This is a genomic window from Chthoniobacter sp. (genome assembly GCF_040003245.1).
Lineage (GTDB): Bacteria > Verrucomicrobiota > Verrucomicrobiia > Chthoniobacterales > Chthoniobacteraceae > Chthoniobacter.
On record NZ_JBDUCX010000052.1, the window covers coordinates 1 to 16,374 of the forward strand.

The window sequence follows — 16,374 nt, forward strand, 5'->3', positions numbered from 1 at the left end:
GACGTAGAAGGAAACGGGCGTGGCGCAGCAGAACCACGATTCCTTCTACGTCGTCGCGCCGAAACAGCCGCGCGAGAATGCGCCGCTCTGCGTGGTGCTGCATTCCGCCAATCGCACGGCCTACGACTATTTGGGTTTCGCCTGTCTCGGCCGGCAGCTCGATGGGAGTCACGAAGATCCGGCGACGGTGATGACGAATTCGCCGGACGATTTCTATTCGCTCTATCTCAACTCGACCAATGCGGAGTGGTGGGGCTGGACCCAGACGCGGCTCAACCGCGCGCAGCATAGTGACGCCGCTCCGCCCGCCGAACGGCGCGTACTCGAGACCATCGAATGGGTCGCCGCGCGCTACCATGTCGATCGCGAGCGCATCTACCTTTGCGGTGTTTCGATGGGCGGTTGCGGCACGCTCGGCTTGGGGATGCCGCATGGCGAGATCTTCGCCGCCATTCGGGCGGATGTTCCGGCCGGCACCGGTTACGCCTCGGCGCGCATGGGTGACTTTGCTCCCTCGCCGGCGCAGGACGCCCCGGCGGCGGAGCGCGCAGCCTGGTTGCGCCGTGCGACCGGCGTCGGATTGCCCGATCCGCCGGTGATCGTCGATTTCTCCTCGCCGACGGACAATTGGTCCATCACCCAGCCCGCCCTCGTGCAGGCCGCCGAGGCGGGCCATTTGCCGCTGGTGCTTGGCTGGGGTCCCTTCGGGCATACCACCTTCAGCACGGCCATCGCCAAATCTCCTCTCTGCGATGTGGCGCTCGCATTTCCCTGGCTGGAAATCCGCCGCAACGAAGCGTACCCCGTCTTCACCCACGCCTCGTGCGATCAGATCTGCCCGTGGCTGAATGCCCCCGCCGATTTCACCAATGCGGGCCAGATGAACGCCTGGTTTCGCTGGAAGCAGCACGAGGACACGCCCGCGCAATTCGCCCTCGAATTGTGGATCGCCCATCCCCCCGTGAAGGAAAAGCCCCCGGTGGTCCCGGAAACCGCGCAAGCCGACATCACGCTGCGCCGCCTTCAGCAGTTCAAAGTGCAGGCTGGCAAGAGTTACGCCTGGGAGGTGTCGCGCGACCGGAAGGTCGTTGCCTCGGGCAAGGGCGTTCCCGATGCGGCCAACCTGCTGACCATTCCTCGCGTCACGCTCACCACGGCCGTTACCCTGCTGACGATCAAACCCGAGGAGCAGTCGAATTGAGGCGCGGTGAAGCCCTCGGTCGACCGGGAAGCATGCAAGATGGGCAGGAACGCTTGACGGCGGACGAGGCAATCCCTCCAGTCGACGGCGACTGAGGCCGCGACCGATCAAAAAGCCCAATGCTCAACGAGCAACGTGGGCTCGTTGGCCGAATCCATGGCCAAGGTCGCGCCCGTCCCCGCATCTAGAAAATGTCATCCACCGTCCCATCGCTCGCCCCCGTCAGGCGGTCACATTATATCCTCATTTTCGTGGTGATGCTGATCTTGCGCGGCGTCTGCGCGTTTCGTTTTCGGGTCGATGCGGATGAACCGCAGCACCTGCACGTGATCTGGGGTTGGGTGAATGGGTATCTCCCTTATCGAGACGTCTTTGACAATCATGGGCCTCTTTTTCACGTCCTGCTCGCGCCCCTTTTCCGTGTGCTCGGGGAACGTCCGGATATTCTGATCCTGATGCGCTTCGCGATGATTCCGTTCTTGGCGATCTGCCTGTGGTGCGTCTATCGGGTTGGCACCGACTTGTTCTCCCGGAATGTCGGGATCTGGGCGGCGATCCTGACTGGTTTTTACCCGGAGTATTTTTTGACGTCCGCGGAATTTCGGACGGATGTGCTTTGGACCGTCCTTTGGCTGCTGGCCCTTGTGACGATCACGCGCCAGTCTTTCGGCAAGAAGCATGCGTTCCTCACGGGGTTGCTCCTCGGAGGCTGCTTTGGCGTCACGGTAAAGACGGGGTTGATGGTCGGCGCGCTGGGCCCGTGGGCATTGATGGCCGCCGTGCGGACCTGGAACGAAGGAGGCCAGGGAATCGTGCGTTCGCTGGTAGTGAAGGCGCTGGCGGGCCTAGGCGGCTTCGTGATGGTTCCGGGTGCGGCGCTGCTGTTTTTTGCGGCGCAGGGAATGGCCCGGCAGTACTTGTACTACAACATCGGTTTCAACCTCATCCCTCATTCCCAAAATTGGGAACGTTTCGATGGGCATGTGCTGTGGTTCCCGCTCTTTCTGCTGGTTGTCCTGGTCGTATATGCCTTCGTCCGGAAACGCTCCTACAGTGCCATCGACATTCAACGCATCGGTCTCGTGTTGACCGCGGGCTTTTATTTCACGGCGTTGAAGACGTTTTTCCCCACACTCTCACGCCAGGATGATCTGCCCGTGATCCCGTTGGCGACATTGGTCGTGGTGGCGGCGCTGTTCTTCCTGGTGGATCGCGTCTCTTCCGCCGACCGGCGGCGGTGGCTCTTGACGGCGGGCTTTCCGCTGCTGGCCGCCATCGAAATCCTCGTACTTACTTTGAAGACCTCGTCGTGGACGGACAATATGGCTTCCCATACGGTCATGGTGGCGGATGTCCTGAAGGCGACGGAGAAGCACGAATTTGTGATGGATGCGACCGGGGAGACGATCTTTCGGATGCGGCCTTTCTATTACGCCCTTGAGGCCTTCACCAAGGTTCGCATCGAACGCGGCTTGATCGTGGATGACATCGCCCAGAATCTCATCGATACCCAAACCTCCCTCGTCCGCATCCGCGACCTGACCAAGCCGGCGACCGCTTTTGTGCGGGAGAACTATTTGTTGATTGGGCACGGCCTGTGGATGGTGGGGAAAAAGGTGAAGCCCACGGAGCCCGATTCCCGGACGAAGATTCATTTCGAGACCCGCATCGCTGCGCGCTATACGTTCCTCACCCCGGAGGCCCAACAGGTGATGGGGGAACTGGATGGGATGCCGTTTTCGGGGGAGCGTCTCCTCGAGCCCGGGCCACATGACTTTGTCGCCGCGGAGAAGGTGAAGGATTACTTGCTGCTCTTTTCGGCCCGTGGCTTTCAGCGGGGATTTATTCCCGTGATGGCGGTCAGTGCGCAGGCCGAGAAGCAAGCCGACCCCTCATTTTGAGTCGTTCGGTTTCGGAACCTCCGGCGGCGCCGGGGTCGTTTTGTCCCGCGCTCCTCTTTTGACGATCTGATTGCTCACGGCCTTGGGCGGTTTCTCGGTATTGATCTTCGCCCGCAGCTCGAGCGGGAGTTTCTCGAGGTCGATCTTCGTGCCGGTAATGTCGATGGTGCCGGGCATCGCGGCGAAGCCGGCGGGCAGGGCGGTGAGGGGATTGTTGCGCACGCGCAGTTGATAGAGGATGGGCACGTTGCCGAAGGCCTCCGGCAGCACGGCGAGGCGATTGTCCGAGAGCTCGCACACGCGCAGCAGCGTGAGCTTGGCGATGGTCTCGGGGAGCTCGGCGATCTGGTTGTCTCCAATGTTGAAGTGGATGAGCTGGGTGAGATTCCCGATCTCCGGCGGCAACGCGGTGAGGTGATTTTTGGCGAACTGCAGTTTGCGCAGTCGCGTCATTTCAAAAACGAACGGCGGGATCTCCGTGAATTGATTCCCGGTGAAATACATCCCGCTCAGGCTATCCATCTGGGTGAGCGCGCGGGGCAGGGTGCGGAGCGGATTGTATTCGAAATAGAGGAAGATGACGTTCTTCAGCGCGGCGATTTCCTCCGGGATGGCCGTGATTGCGTTGCGATTGAGAAATACGTGCAGGTTTTTCACCGAAGTGATGGGCACGCTCTGGCCATTGTCCTCGACCATGAGCTGGCTGATGCCGGTGATGTCCGTCAGTCCCAGGCTGGAAAGCAGCAGGGCGCGGTCGCCGTCCTTCAAGTTGTTGGTCTGGTCGGTCGTGTTCGGCATCACCGCATCCTTGCTGGCGACGAAGAGCTTGAGCGGATGCTGGCGCGCATAATCCGCGAGCGTCACGGCGCGGGCGGAGGCGACCAGGAGGAATTGCACGCAGAGCATCAGGAGGGGGAGGCGCACGAGCTTGCTGCTAACAGCCGCCATTGCTCCCGCCAAGCACGAACGCCTTGGGCAAAATCCTCGACGGCCCAGGATTTCCAATCCACATCTGACACATTCCTTACATCCCATGCCTGCCCTCATTCACAGTGCCTACTTTTGGTTGAAGAAAGATTTGACTGCGGAAGATCGCGCGACCTTCGAGAGCGAATTGCAGCTTCTCACGCAAATCACCTACCTCGAGCGCGCTTTCGCCGGCAAGCCGGCGGCCACGGAAGAACGTCCGGTCACCGATCATTCGTTCGACTACGCCACCTCCTTCCATTTCAAGACGTTGGCCGACCATGAATTTTACCAGGCGGGATGCCAGGACCACGCCCGCTTCGTCGCGAAGTGCAAAGCCTTCTTCGAGCGCGTGGTCGTCTACGACGTCGCGCCCCTGGCCTAGCTTAGGGCGGTGGCGGGTTCACCGGCGCGCCGGCCTTGTTGCGGCCCTTGCCTCCACCGATTTTATTTCCGTTGGCGTCCTCACCCTTCTCGCCGCCGAAGGGTTGGGACTGTTTGATGAATGCCTCCTCGCGTGGCCCGTCGAATTGTTTGAGCGCGGCTTGCAGCTTCGCCTTGGCGGCTTTGGCCCCGGCATCGAGCGTCTGATCGTCGAGCGGGGATTTCTCGTTGTCGTCCTGTTTCACGGCGAAGAAACGCCCGTCGGTGTAGAGCTTGAAGTGGGCGTCGTGGGCGAACTCGGCTTTGGCCGTCGCGCCGCCGCTCGGATTATACCAAGCGTAGAGCCAGTCGCGCGGATTGCCCTGCTCGCCGCGCAATTGCGGCAGGAAGCTGCGCCCGTCGATCTTCAGTTCCGCGGGCACGGGCATGCTGGTCGCTTCGCAAATCGTGGGCAGGAAATCCGTGGCATCGATCAGGTCCGGGCAGACCTGGCCGCTGGCGAAGTGGCCGGGCCAGTTACCGATCGCCGGGACATGCGTGCCCCACGCGGTGGTCGTGCCCTTGCCGCCCAAGACGTCGCGCCCCTGGAACCGCGAAGGGGTGCCCCGGCCGGTGCCATTGTCGCCGAGGATGAGCAGCACAGTGTTGTCGCGCAGGTGCAGTTCCTCCAGCTTGGCCACGAGCTTGCCGATGAGTTTGTCGGTATAGGCGACCATGTCGGGAAAATGGCCGAGCGGTTTCTGGTTCTTCCCGCTCTTCGACTCGATGTAATCCGCGCTGTCGGGCGTCGCATCGTACGGCTCGTGGGTGAGCATCAGCGGATAATAGAGGAAGAACGGCTGGTCCTTCTTCCGCGTGATGAAATCGAGCGCATAGTCGCTCACGATGTCCGGCCCATATTCGTTCTTCGTGTAGTCGTGGAGCTGCCCATTGATTTCGAGACCGGGATTCTTGTAACGGCCGGGGCGGCGGGTGAGTTGCCACAACGCGTATTCGTCGAAGCCGAAATGCGCGGGCCCGTCGAGGCCGTTGCTCAATTGCCATTTGCCGGCGATGCACGTCGCGTAGCCCGCCCCCTTCAGCAGGTTGCCGAAGGTGATCTGCGACGGATCGAGATGCCCGAAATGGGTGTAGTTGCGGCGGTTGCCCAGGCCGGTCATCAACTGGACCCGCGTGGGCGTGCAGAGGGGCTGCGCGTAGCATTGGGAGAAGCGCACGCCGGTCGCCGCGAGCTTGTCCATGACGGGCGTCCGGTAGCTTTCGCCGCCATCGGCGGTCACGCATTCGTAACCAAAGTCGTCGATGAGGATCAACACGACGTTCGGGCGGCTCGCGCCTTGCGCCATGGACGCGAAGAGAAATAGCGCGGTGCAAAGGGGGAGGAACGATCTCATGGAGCGGGCAGGGGGGCGAAAAGGAGTGCGCCGGATTTAGCCGACCAGCTCCGGGATGGGCCGGCCGTTGTTAATCAGCGGTGTCGGCCGGCCGTTAAAATCATTAATCGTCACCTTCTCCGCATCGATGCCGAGATGATGATAGATCGTCGCCAGGAAATCGCCTGGGCCGCAGGCGCGCTCGACCACATCTTCGCCGCGCTGGTCGGTGGCGCCGATGACGCCGCCGGTCTGGATGCCACCGCCGGCCCAGAGATTCGTGAAGGCGCGCGGCCAGTGGTCGCGGCCTGGCTGCACCGTGCCGGTCGGCGCGCTGGCCTGCCCGGGCCCCGAGCTCGGCTGAAAACTGATCTTCGGCGTGCGGCCAAATTCTCCGCTCACCACCACGAGCACCCGCTTGTCCAATCCGCGCGCGTAGACATCCTCGATGAGCGCGGACACCGCTTGATCGAAGGGCCCCATGCGGAAGCGCAGCGCGTCGAAGATATGATGATTCACCGCGTGATCGTCCCAATTGGCCACGCGGCCGCATTGCGGACCATCGAGACAACTGGTGATGATCTCCACGCCGGATTCCACGAGCCGGCGGGCGAGCAGCAGTTGCTGTCCCCAGCGATGCCGCCCGTAGCGGTCGCGGGTGCGCGCGTCTTCCCGCGTCAGATCGAAGGCGTTGCGCGTCTGCGGATTCGTCAGCAACGTCATCGCCTGTGTTTCAAACTGATCCAGCGTCTGCATCTGGCCGGAGGTGTCGATGCCGCGCTCCAGGGTGTCGAGGCTGCGCCGCAAGGCGACGCGATCGCTCAGCCGCGCGACTTGCGCCGGGTCGGACAGGCCGATGTTCGGTACCTCGAAGTCGGGCCGGCTGGGATCGCCCAGCACGGAAAACGGCGAATAGGCCGCGCTCACATAGCCGGGTCCCGCGATGGTGAAGCTGTCGTAGTTGATGATCGGATTGACGCCGATGTAGTTTGGCAGCGGATTCTTTCGCCCGGTCCTGGCGCGCAGGTAATTGGCGACCGTCATCCAATCGGGCAGCACCGGCTTCGGCTTGTCGCGGGAATCCGGATCGCCCGAGAGCATTTGCAGCGAGCCCGCCGGATGTCCTCCGCCGGTGTGCGTCATCGAGCGCAGGAGCGTGAACTTGTCCGCGATCTTCGCCTGGAGCGGGATGAGCTCCGTCAAGTGCGTCCCGGGCACCTTCGAGGAGATCGTCTTGAACGGCCCACGATATTCGCTGCCGATGTCCGGCTTTGGGTCGTAGGTGTCGAGATGGGAGCACCCGCCGCGCAGCCAGACGAGGATCACCGCCGTCTTCTCCTTCGGCGACTTCGCGCTGTTCTCCGCGCGGAGGCGCAAGAGCCCCGGCCAGCTCAGGCTGGCGAAGCCAGTCAGCCCGATGCGCATGAATCCCCGCCGGCTCAGCGGGCCGGCACACGGGATGATGGAGGGCTTTTCCGAGGGCGAAGACATGCGAGGAGGGATACCATGATAATCCCAACGCGCCGTGCGCACTAGGCTGAATTCGCCGTCTGCTTTTCGAGCTCTTGCATCAGCGCGTCGTCGATCTCGAGCAGCGCGGCTGCGGTATTGCTTTCAAGATGCTCGACTTTCGCGGTGCCCGGGATGGGCAATATCACGGGAGACTTCTTCAGCAGCCAGGCGAGGGCGATCTGGCCGGGCGTGGCATGGAGCTTTTTCGCGGATTGAGAGAGCGGGCTGTCGGCATTGGCCAGGCTGCCGGTAGCCAGAGGAAACCACGGGATGAACCCGATGTTCTCCCGAGTGCAATAGTCGAGGACGGCCTGGGAGTGACGGTCCGAGAGGTTGTAAAGATTTTGCACGGTGGCGATCGGCGTCAAGCGGCGCACGGCTTCGATCTGCTTCACGTTCACTTCCGACAAGCCGACGTGCCGGATCTTCCCCTCGTGTTGCAGTTCAAGCAGCACGCCGATCTGATCTTCCAGCGGCACCTTGGGGTCGATGCGATGCAGCTGGAAGAGACCGATTTGCTCGACGCGCAAACGCTGGAGGCTGCCCTCGCAGCGTTCGCGCAGATACTCGGGACGGCCATCCGGCGTCCACTCATCCGGCCCGCCGCGCTGCAGCCCCGCCTTGGTGGCGATGAGCAGATCCTTTGGATAAGGATAAAGCGCCTCGGCGATCAGCCGCTCGGAGACGAAGGGCCCATAGGAGTCAGCCGTGTCGATCAGTGTGATCCCGAGCTCCACCGCGCGGCGCAGCACGGCCAGACATTCGGCACGATCGGCGGGCTCGCCCCAGATGCCCTGGCCGGTGAGGCGCATGGCACCGAAGCCCAGTCGATGGACGGGAATGTCTCCCCCGATGGAAAAGGTGCCGCTCTTTGCCGCGGTTCGGTTGTTGGCAGGTGTAGTCATATCGATTGTTTCCTTATCGCTCCTGCGTGAGGGGCCGGCCGGATCATCTCTCTTTCCCCTGCATGATGGTGAGCAGGCCGGCGAGGGTTATACGCTCAACCAATTCAGCGATTACTGGGAGCAGGTGCGCAATTTCTATGCGCCGTTCGATACCGCGCCGAAATCGGGCAGCGCCGAGGTGTATCTGCACGAAGTCATGTTCCGCGCCTACGCGCCGACCAAGGCGTTCTTCGAGAAGACGTGGGTGCTGCCCGACATCGAGGAAGTGAAATGAATGAAAGCCATCCTCTGGAAAGTATTCTCGACGGCACTAGGAAGTTTCCGGAGTCTCAACCCGTGCGCTGAGTGCGCCCTGAAGTTAAACCAAGCGATCACCACACGCCCACACACCATGATGACCAAAACTTTCCTCGCCGCCGCATTCGTTTGCGGACTAACGCTCGCCACGAACGGCGTCCGAGCCGAAGAGATCAACACCGACACGGGTATCATCGACTCCACCAAGGTGTTCCCCACCAAGCAGCCGTATTCGCCGTACGCGAATCGCAGTTTTCCCACGCGCCCGTTCTTCGGCGACACGCATCTGCACACCTCGTTGTCATTTGACGCGGGAGCCGCCGGTTGCCGCCTCGGGCCGAAGGAAGCGTATCGCTTTGCGAAGGGCGAACAGGTCGTGGCCTCCAGCGGACAGCCCGCCAAGCTCTCCCGGCCGCTCGATTTCCTCGTGGTCACAGATCACTCGGACAACATGGGCTTCTTCACCGACTTTCTTGCGGGCAAGCCGGAACTGCTCGCCGATCCGACCGGCCGGAAGTGGTATAACATGATCCAGTCGGGCAAACCTGACCAAGCCCAGCAGGCGTGCCTGGAAATCGTCTTTGGCTTCGCCCAGGGAAAGTTTCCACCGGCCCTCGTCTACGCTCCCGGCACCGCCGGCTTTCGCTCGACCTGGCGCGAGATCGTCAAGGCGGCGGATGACGCCAACGATCCGGGGCGTTTCACCGCGTTCATCGGCTACGAGTGGACTTCGCTCGTGGCGGGAAACAACCTGCACCGCAATGTCATCTATCGCGACAACGGTGCGAAGGCCAGCCTTGTCGAGCCTTACACCACCACGCCGCCGCAGGGCAGTCCCAATCCCCGCGACTTGTGGAAGTGGATGGCCGCTTACGAGGAGAAGACCGGCGGCGAATTGCTCGCCATCGCGCACAATGGCAACCTGGGCAATGGGACGATGTTTCCCATGATTGAGTCGTTCACCGGTAAGAAGGTCGACAAGGAGTACGCCGTGACGCGGGAGAAGTGGGAGCGGCTCTACGAAGCCACGCAAATGAAAGGCGACGGCGAGACGCATCCTTTTCTCTCGCCCAACGACGAGTTCGCCAACTTCGAGCGCTGGGACAAGGGCAACCTCGACCTGAGCGAAAAGAAAAAGCCCGAGATGCTGGAGTTCGAGTATGTCCGCTCGGCCTACAAGAACGGCCTCAAGCTGGACAAGGAGTTCGGGGTGAATCCTTACAAATTTGGCTTGGTCGGCAGCACCGACGCGCACACCGGCCTCTCGACCGCTGATGAGGACAACTACTTCGGGAAAGTTTCCTCTTCCGAGCCGAGTGCGGCGCGCTCCGAACACCCGTTCATGACCAATCCCAAGCTCGGGCTCAAGATCATGGGCTGGGAAACGTCCGCGTCCGGCTACGCCGCGGTATGGGCGCAGGAGAACACGCGCGAATCGATCTTCGATGCGATGAAGCGCAAAGAAACCTACGCCACTACCGGGCCGCGCATGGTCGTCCGCTTCTTCGGCGGCTTCGATTTCGAGGCGGCGGACGCGAATAATCGGATGCCCGCGAAGATCGGCTACACCAAGGGCGTGCCGATGGGTGGAGATCTGAGCGACGCTCCGCAAGGCAAAGCACCGACCTTCCTTGTCGCTGCGCTCAAAGATCCCATCGGGGCGAACCTCGACCGCTATCAGATCGTCAAAGGCTGGCTCGACGCCAAGGGCGAGACGCATGAGCAAGTCTATGACGTGGTGTGGAGCGGCGACCGCAAGCGCGACGCCAACGGCAAGGTTCCGTCCGTCGGTAATACCGTGGATGTCGCGAATGCCACCTGGACCAACACGATCGGCGCACCCGAGTTGATCGCCGTGTGGAAAGACCCGGACTTCGATCCTTCCCTTCGCGCCTTCTACTATGGCCGGGTCATCGAGATTCCGACCCCGCGCTGGACTGCCTACGACGCAAAATACTTCGGCATTAAGATGCCCCCGGAAGTCACGATGACGGTCACCGAGCGCGCCTACACTTCGGCGATCTGGTACACACCGGGCAAATAACCGCGAGCCGCCCAGCTGGATGAAACGAATTCTGCGCGAACCGCTGCTGCACTTCCTCCTCTTGGGGGCGGTAATTTTCGCGGCCTACGGCATGGTGTCCAAACGCGGCAACAGCGAACCCGGAAAGATCGTCATCTCGGAGGGGCAGGTTGCCGCGATGGCCGAAGGCTTCGCCCGCACGTGGCGGCGTCCGCCCACCCGCGAGGAAATCGACGGCCTGATCCGCGACCGGGTGCAGGAAGAAGTCTATTCCCGCGAGGCGGTAGCGCTGGGCCTGGACAAGGATGACACCATCATCCGCCGCCGGCTGCGGCAAAAGATGGAATTCCTGACCGATGACGTCGCCGCGCTGGCGGAGCCGACGGACGATGACTTGGGCGCCTATCTCCAAGCACATGCCGACACGTTTCGCACGCAGCGGTGCTTCACGTTTCGCCACGTCTATCTCAATCCGGAACGACACGGCGAAAACCTGGCACGCGATGCCGGGAAATTACTCGCGCAGATGCAGCAATCCGGCGCTCAGGCCGATGTCTCGGAACTGGGCGATTCATTCCTGCTCGAGCATACGTTCCAGTCATTGCAGGCCAGCGAGACGGTGAAACAATTCGGGGAGAAATTCGCCGCCCGGCTGGGCGAGCTCCCGACTGGCCGATGGGAAGGGCCGATCGAGTCCGGTTACGGCGTCCACCTGGTCTACGTCGGCGAGCGGCAGGAGGGGCGCGTGCCCGCGCTGGCGGAAGTGCGCGACGCCGTGCGCCGGGAGTGGGCCAATACCCGGCGGCTGGAAATGAATGAGAAATTCTATCGGGAACTGCTCAAGCGTTACGACGTGGCGATCGAGCGCCCGCAGTCGGCGGAAGAGAAGCGCCTCGCGGAGGCCAGGGTAAAATGAAACGTGCCTTCCTGATCCTCATCTTCCTCGCGGTGTGGACCTCCGGTCTCTCCGCGCACGAGGTGCGGCCGGCCTATCTCGAATTGCGGCAGACCGGGCCGGAGATTTATGACGCCTTTTGGAAAGTGCCGGCCCAGGGAGAGAATTTGCGCCTTGGACTTTACGTCGAGCTTCCTACTGGCACCACGAATGTCACCGCGCCCCGCGCGACGATGGCGAACAACGCCTTCACCGAGCGCTGGACGATCAAGAGAGCAGGCGGGCTGACCGGCGGCACCATTCATATCGCGGGGCTGACCGGGACCATGACCGACGTGCTGGTGCGTTTGGAACGTCTCGACGGCTCCGCGCAAGTCACGCGGCTCACCCCCGCGACTCCGTCCTTCACGGTCGAAGCCGCGCCGGGCGGGCTGGAAGTCGCACGCACTTACACCGTGCTCGGCATCGAGCACATTCTCACGGGCATCGACCATCTACTCTTCGTCCTTGCGCTGCTCATCATCACGCAGGGCGGTTGGAGATTGGTGAAGACGGTCACCGCTTTCACCATCTCGCACAGCCTCACCCTCACCGCGGCGACGCTCGGGTGGGTGCACATCCCGCCGCCGCCCGTCGAGGCCGTGATCGCGCTGAGCATCGTCTTTGTCGCCGCGGAAATCGTCCGCCAGCAGCGCGGCGTCGAAGGTATCACGGCGCGCGCCCCGTGGCTCGTGGCGTTCACTTTCGGCCTCATGCACGGGCTGGGCTTTGCCGGAGGCCTGAGTGAAGCCGGACTGCCGGTCGGACACATTCCTGCCGCGCTGCTCTTCTTCAGCATCGGCGTCGAGACCGGGCACTTCCTGTTCATCGGCGTGGCGCTGGCGTTCATCGCGCTCGTCCGCCGCATCCGTATTCCGTTGCCGCGCTGGTCCGAACTCGTTCCGCCCTACGCCATCGGCGCCACCGCGATGTTCTGGGTCATTCAGCGAATCGCCGCTTTCTGACCTGGTCACCCACGCTATGAAGGTCCGCCATTTTTATGTTGACAAGTAGCTTAATTAATGCTACAGTATGCGCTCGATGGTTATTAGTGGCGGAGGGCGGCGTGGAACAACGGAAACCTCAGGTCGTTTGGGGTGAGGCGGAAGGGCGCGAAATGAAGGCAAATCAAGCCTGTTCAAGGTAAATCAAGGCTCTTTATTTTTCTCCAGCCTTGATTGAAGTCATTTCTATTACCGGAAGTTATGGATGAGATGGAAATGTTCCACGCCAGAGCGAGGAGAAAACGGCCTTTCCCAACGGCGGCAAACCTGCCTCCATGGCAGAGGACAAGTGCTTCGCAGAATAACCCCACCTACCTATGAAACCTACCCTATCCAGAACCATCGCTGTCCTCGCCCTGCTCGCGGGCTCGTCGCTGTCCGCCACCGCTGCGGAGCCGAACGCCGACCAACTGCTCAAGCAAATGTCCGCTAAGCTCGCGGCTGCGCATAGCTTCTCCTTTCGAGCGGAGCGCGAGATCGATGCGGCGCTGCTCGAGGGGCGCAATGTGCCCGAGCAGGCGTATGTGGCCGTCCTCGTCCAGCGGCCGAACCAGCTCGCGGGGCGATCCACCAGCAAAGGAGGTGTGCGGCATTTCATCTTCAACGGGCAGACGCTCTCGCTGGTCGATGAGAAAAAGAACGGGATTATCTAGTTGACACAAGTCTTCCGATGGTGAATAGTGGGGCATGTTCGGATTACTTCTTGCCTTTTTTGCGAGCCTTCTGAGCAGCTTCTCTAAGCTGCTTAATGATGGGTTTCGGAAACAAGGAATGGAGCAATTCTCTGTCGGTCATCTCGTTGGCTTTTTTCTTTGATTTAGGCATATGAAAACTCGTTCACGCAAACCTCGCACCTGCAACATTCCTAAGAAAGCGGAAATCAATCTCGTCAACCTGATTGAGCAATTCGGGAGCAATGAAAAGTGCCGCCAGCGCCTTACTGAGCTTCGCTGGCCTAACGGCGTGGAATGCCCCCGCTGCGCCTCTAAGAGCATCAGCACCGTGTTTGACCGCGACCAATACGACTGCAACGGATGCCGCTATCAGTTCAGCGCCACGTCCGGCACGATCTTTCACGATACGCACCTGTCCCTCGCTAAGTGGTTTCTCGCCATCTACCTGATGACTGAGAGCAAGAAGGGGATGAGCGCCTTGCAGATTAAGCGGACGCTGAACATCGCATATCAGACGGCTTGGCACTTGTGCCACCGCATCCGCCACGCGATGCGTGACGCCAATTGTGAGCTTCTGAAGGGTATTGTAGAGGTTGACGAAACCTACGTCGGCGGCAAGACGCGCGGGACGGGGCACGGATATAAGGGCAATAAGGCTATCGCTATCGGAGCCGTGCAACGCGGGGGCAAGATTCGCCTGCAAATCATCCAGCACGCGGACAAGGCCACGCTCCACAAATTCATTGCCGATAACACCGCGCCTGATACGGAGGCGATCTACACGGATTCGCTCCCGGCCTACAACGGCGTGGCCGATGAAGACACGCGACACGAGAGCGTCAATCACCGCGCAGAGGAATGGGTGCGCGGCGACGTTCACACGAACGGAATTGAGAGCGTCTGGAGCCTCCTGAAGCGCAGCATCGTTGGTTCCTTTCACCACGTCAGCATGAAGCACTTGGATGCCTATTTGGATGAACTGGAGCATCGGTTCAATAATCGGAGCAACGAGTTTATCTTTCGGGATACGCTTACGAAGTTGGTCAAGGCGGGGGCGCTTCCATATTCGGAACTTGTTAGGGCGGCATAACGGGTTCTCTTATAATAAGTGCGGCCTTTGTCTCTAGTGTGTCCACCAAGCAAGAGAGACGAAAACACAGCATTCTTGCGGCGTTCCATGCCTCGATTACATTTGGATCGGTTATTGATGTTGGAATTACTAATTCCGGCAATAAGCGCGCGGGCATCGGAGGGGCGTCTGCCTCATACTTTTTGATGTATTCCACCCCTACCTGGATACACTTGTATATTCCCTCTAAATCCTCAGATTTCCAAGACGAAGCCAAGATATTATTTAGATTGGTTACTACTTCCATAATGCGCGTCCGATCTTCGCGCAATTTTGACACTATATTTTGAGATGGATCATCCAACCCGCCTGAGACAAACGGTTGTGCTATTTGCATTTTCCCCGCCAAAAACCAATTTTCATTCCCCTCTATCGGCTCTACCATCAACCCGATTGCGGGCGCATTGAATATCGGTTCGTTTTTCTCCCGCAGCAACTGGAGTGCTGCTGGCGGGGCAAATACCAGTTTTGATTCTCCCTCCCTCCACATCCAATCCATTGATTCAAAATACTCCAAACCGGCCAATTTGTCTGTAAAATAAATACGGCAACTAATAAACGCGATCTTCGTTGTTTTGGCGAAGTCGATCTCCTCGGAAAGCATGATTCCAGTTTGCTTGTAAATAATTGGGTCGTGCTGATATATGCACGTGATTGGCGATTCCGAAAAATCGGTTTTTTTATGTATTATAACTTTTAAAATTACGTTCTCAGATGGGCGCTCTCCATGATTTCTGAATCCGAAATGATACTTATGCTTCCCATTTCCAAATGATTCAAACAGGGCCATTTCCGAAACCATTCTAGGCGCGTCCGCTCTGCTATAAATTGAAGACAGTGCGCTACGTAATTCTCTAACCTGAATCTGTTTTCGTTGGCATATCCCTTTTGGCGTAATATAAATTAAATGCAGCAAATAGACCGCCAAAAATACTATTAAGGCCGCCAAAATTGCGCCGACTCCTGATGCAATCGCCTGATTCATCGCGTCTGCCCCCTGCATGAATTTTGTAATCCATGCTGCGACACAGCCCGAGGCTGCTGCACATGCGACAGCCTTCCAATGCTGTCCGATGGCGGAATCCCAAGTCTCTTTCCACGCCATCCGAACAAGATGCGAACGATATGAAATCGGAATTGGTTCGGGGGGTATATCGTCCTGCATCCCTCACCCCCTACCCGTACTGCGGGGCTTGCGTCAACTAGATAATCCCGAAAAAGAACGTCTACGCCACCGTGCCGATGCACACATCGCTCAACGGGCTCGTCGCCAAGCTCGATGAGCAGTACGGCTTCACGCCGCCCCTCGCCGAGTTTGCCGTGAGCAATCCTTACCGGGGGATCCGGGAGCAGGCGCGCCATGTCACCTACCTCGGTCATGAAAAGGTGTCCGCGGGTTTCCTTGGACTGGGCAGTGTCGAGTGCCATCGGCTCGCGTTGAAAGGCCCGGAGGCCGACGCGGAACTCTGGATCGCCGTTGGCGATTCGCTGCCGCGCAAGCTGGTCGCCACCTTCCATCGCCAGGGCAACCCGCAAGTGCGCATCGAGTTTACCGAGTGGAATCTCGCCGCACCCGTGACGGCGACGGACTTCACCCTCCATCCGCCGGCCGGCGCTCAGAAAGTGGAAATGTGGACCACTGCCCGGATGCAAGCCGCCGCGGCCAAGAAGCACTAACTCCCTGCACCAATGAAAACTCTTCTCTTCTCGCTGTTTGTTCTCATCACCACCACCATCGCGGAAGCGCGCCCCGTCTATGGCGTCAGCGGCAGTCACGGGACGGTGGTTCGCGGCCCGCGCGGCGCCGTCGCGGTCGGCGAAGATCGCGCGGCCGTCGCCACGCGCCGCGGCGTGGCCGTCTCCGGCCCGAATGGCACCGCCGTCGCCCGCCGTCCTTATGCTGCCCCGCTGCCGCGCGGCTACGTCCGGGTGGTGCCTACCGGCTATCGCACCGTCGTCTATCGCGGGTATTCCTGCTTCTTCGTCGGCGGCGTCTATTACCGCACGGTCATCTACCAGGGCGAGACCGTGTATGTCATCGTGGATTGAGTGGACATCAATCCCGCGTTCC

The 16,374-nt window shown here is 60.4% G+C and carries 16 protein-coding genes; 11 read left to right on the top strand and 5 right to left on the bottom strand.

All coding sequences use genetic code 11. The features are described from left to right. The first annotated feature begins 19 nt into the window (after window positions 1-19). Together ABJF10_RS09265 and ABJF10_RS09270 are read left to right on the top strand one after the other, a co-directional pair. The gene (locus ABJF10_RS09265; RefSeq protein WP_348544270.1) at window positions 20-1,201 is read left to right on the top strand and encodes a hypothetical protein; all 1,182 of its coding nucleotides are present in this window, start codon (window positions 20-22) and stop codon (window positions 1,199-1,201) included. Window positions 1,202-1,392: 191 nt separating this feature from the next. Continuing rightward, window positions 1,393-3,102: a glycosyltransferase family 39 protein gene (locus ABJF10_RS09270; protein WP_348544271.1), complete on the top strand. Its 1,710-nt coding sequence runs from the start codon at window positions 1,393-1,395 to the stop codon at window positions 3,100-3,102. Here the strand turns inward: ABJF10_RS09270 and ABJF10_RS09275 are convergent. Then, window positions 3,094-4,026, bottom strand: coding sequence for a leucine-rich repeat domain-containing protein (locus ABJF10_RS09275; protein WP_348544272.1), 933 nt, complete (start codon window positions 4,024-4,026; stop codon window positions 3,094-3,096). The two genes, ABJF10_RS09270 and ABJF10_RS09275, sit on opposite strands and share 9 nt — an antisense overlap. 109 nt (window positions 4,027-4,135) lie before the next feature. Between ABJF10_RS09275 and ABJF10_RS09280 the strand changes: the two genes are divergently transcribed. After that, on the top strand, window positions 4,136-4,453 hold the full coding sequence (locus tag ABJF10_RS09280; RefSeq protein WP_348544273.1) for a Dabb family protein: 318 nt from the start codon (window positions 4,136-4,138) through the stop codon (window positions 4,451-4,453). A gap of 1 nt (window position 4,454) precedes the next feature. Here ABJF10_RS09280 and ABJF10_RS09285 read toward each other — a convergent pair whose 3' ends face one another. The 3 genes from ABJF10_RS09285 to ABJF10_RS09295 all read right to left on the bottom strand — a co-directional run bounded on the left by ABJF10_RS09285 (window position 4,455) and on the right by ABJF10_RS09295 (window position 8,242). Then, the gene (locus ABJF10_RS09285) at window positions 4,455-5,846 is read right to left on the bottom strand and encodes a sulfatase-like hydrolase/transferase (protein WP_348544274.1); all 1,392 of its coding nucleotides are present in this window, start codon (window positions 5,844-5,846) and stop codon (window positions 4,455-4,457) included. Window positions 5,847-5,882: 36 nt separating this feature from the next. Next, window positions 5,883-7,250 carry a DUF1501 domain-containing protein gene (locus ABJF10_RS09290; protein ID WP_348544296.1) on the bottom strand — a complete coding sequence of 456 codons (1,368 nt, stop codon included), beginning with the start codon at window positions 7,248-7,250 and terminating at the stop codon, window positions 5,883-5,885. 107 nt (window positions 7,251-7,357) lie between these two features. Then, the gene (locus tag ABJF10_RS09295; protein ID WP_348544275.1) at window positions 7,358-8,242 is read right to left on the bottom strand and encodes an aldo/keto reductase; all 885 of its coding nucleotides are present in this window, start codon (window positions 8,240-8,242) and stop codon (window positions 7,358-7,360) included. Here ABJF10_RS09295 and ABJF10_RS09300 point away from each other — a divergent pair. The 6 genes from ABJF10_RS09300 (at window position 8,190) to ABJF10_RS09325 (ending at window position 14,264) form a co-directional block, all read left to right on the top strand. Then, the gene (locus ABJF10_RS09300) at window positions 8,190-8,516 is read left to right on the top strand and encodes a hypothetical protein (protein ID WP_348544276.1); all 327 of its coding nucleotides are present in this window, start codon (window positions 8,190-8,192) and stop codon (window positions 8,514-8,516) included. The two genes, ABJF10_RS09295 and ABJF10_RS09300, sit on opposite strands and share 53 nt — an antisense overlap. Before the next feature lie 120 nt (window positions 8,517-8,636). Continuing rightward, window positions 8,637-10,583 carry a DUF3604 domain-containing protein gene (locus tag ABJF10_RS09305; protein ID WP_348544297.1) on the top strand — a complete coding sequence of 649 codons (1,947 nt, stop codon included), beginning with the start codon at window positions 8,637-8,639 and terminating at the stop codon, window positions 10,581-10,583. 19 nt (window positions 10,584-10,602) lie between these two features. Next, window positions 10,603-11,478 (top strand): peptidylprolyl isomerase, encoded by an 876-nt coding sequence (locus tag ABJF10_RS09310; protein WP_348544277.1) that lies wholly within the window; start codon window positions 10,603-10,605, stop codon window positions 11,476-11,478. Further along, the gene (locus ABJF10_RS09315; RefSeq protein ID WP_348544278.1) at window positions 11,475-12,461 is read left to right on the top strand and encodes a HupE/UreJ family protein; all 987 of its coding nucleotides are present in this window, start codon (window positions 11,475-11,477) and stop codon (window positions 12,459-12,461) included. The genes ABJF10_RS09310 and ABJF10_RS09315 overlap by 4 nt, the downstream gene beginning before the upstream one ends. Window positions 12,462-12,817: 356 nt before the next feature. Beyond that, window positions 12,818-13,153 (top strand): DUF2092 domain-containing protein, encoded by a 336-nt coding sequence (locus tag ABJF10_RS09320; protein WP_348544279.1) that lies wholly within the window; start codon window positions 12,818-12,820, stop codon window positions 13,151-13,153. A gap of 172 nt (window positions 13,154-13,325) precedes the next feature. Next, complete coding sequence (locus ABJF10_RS09325) at window positions 13,326-14,264, top strand: IS1595 family transposase (protein WP_348544280.1); 939 nt, start codon at window positions 13,326-13,328, stop codon at window positions 14,262-14,264. On the opposite strand, the gene ABJF10_RS09330 is transcribed toward ABJF10_RS09325, so the two are convergent. After that, the gene (locus tag ABJF10_RS09330; RefSeq protein WP_348544281.1) at window positions 14,251-15,408 is read right to left on the bottom strand and encodes a hypothetical protein; all 1,158 of its coding nucleotides are present in this window, start codon (window positions 15,406-15,408) and stop codon (window positions 14,251-14,253) included. The genes ABJF10_RS09325 and ABJF10_RS09330 overlap by 14 nt on opposite strands. A 104-nt stretch (window positions 15,409-15,512) precedes the next feature. Here ABJF10_RS09330 and ABJF10_RS09335 point away from each other — a divergent pair, with 104 nt between their 5' ends. Both ABJF10_RS09335 and ABJF10_RS09340 read left to right on the top strand, forming a co-directional pair. Next, the gene (locus tag ABJF10_RS09335; protein WP_348544298.1) at window positions 15,513-15,980 is read left to right on the top strand and encodes a DUF2092 domain-containing protein; all 468 of its coding nucleotides are present in this window, start codon (window positions 15,513-15,515) and stop codon (window positions 15,978-15,980) included. 12 nt (window positions 15,981-15,992) lie between these two features. Next, entirely contained in the window at window positions 15,993-16,352 is a 360-nt protein-coding gene (locus ABJF10_RS09340) for a hypothetical protein (protein WP_348544282.1), read from the top strand. Window positions 16,353-16,374 lie beyond the last annotated feature (22 nt).

What these genes read in the sequence shown, in the direction of transcription:
- ABJF10_RS09270 (WP_348544271.1), top strand. Translation starts at nt 1,393, where the DNA reads ATGTCATCCACCGTCCCATCGCTCGCCCCCGTCAGGCGGTCACATTAT.
- ABJF10_RS09280 (WP_348544273.1), top strand. Translation starts at nt 4,136, where the DNA reads ATGCCTGCCCTCATTCACAGTGCCTACTTTTGGTTGAAGAAAGATTTG.
- ABJF10_RS09285 (WP_348544274.1), bottom strand. Translation starts at nt 5,846, where the DNA reads ATGAGATCGTTCCTCCCCCTTTGCACCGCGCTATTTCTCTTCGCGTCC.
- ABJF10_RS09290 (WP_348544296.1), bottom strand. Translation starts at nt 7,250, where the DNA reads ATGCGCATCGGGCTGACTGGCTTCGCCAGCCTGAGCTGGCCGGGGCTC.
- ABJF10_RS09300 (WP_348544276.1), top strand. Translation starts at nt 8,190, where the DNA reads ATGGAAAAGGTGCCGCTCTTTGCCGCGGTTCGGTTGTTGGCAGGTGTA.
- ABJF10_RS09295 (WP_348544275.1), bottom strand. Translation starts at nt 8,242, where the DNA reads ATGACTACACCTGCCAACAACCGAACCGCGGCAAAGAGCGGCACCTTT.
- ABJF10_RS09305 (WP_348544297.1), top strand. Translation starts at nt 8,637, where the DNA reads ATGACCAAAACTTTCCTCGCCGCCGCATTCGTTTGCGGACTAACGCTC.
- ABJF10_RS09310 (WP_348544277.1), top strand. Translation starts at nt 10,603, where the DNA reads ATGAAACGAATTCTGCGCGAACCGCTGCTGCACTTCCTCCTCTTGGGG.
- ABJF10_RS09315 (WP_348544278.1), top strand. Translation starts at nt 11,475, where the DNA reads ATGAAACGTGCCTTCCTGATCCTCATCTTCCTCGCGGTGTGGACCTCC.
- ABJF10_RS09320 (WP_348544279.1), top strand. Translation starts at nt 12,818, where the DNA reads ATGAAACCTACCCTATCCAGAACCATCGCTGTCCTCGCCCTGCTCGCG.
- ABJF10_RS09325 (WP_348544280.1), top strand. Translation starts at nt 13,326, where the DNA reads ATGAAAACTCGTTCACGCAAACCTCGCACCTGCAACATTCCTAAGAAA.
- ABJF10_RS09330 (WP_348544281.1), bottom strand. Translation starts at nt 15,408, where the DNA reads ATGGCGTGGAAAGAGACTTGGGATTCCGCCATCGGACAGCATTGGAAG.
- ABJF10_RS09340 (WP_348544282.1), top strand. Translation starts at nt 15,993, where the DNA reads ATGAAAACTCTTCTCTTCTCGCTGTTTGTTCTCATCACCACCACCATC.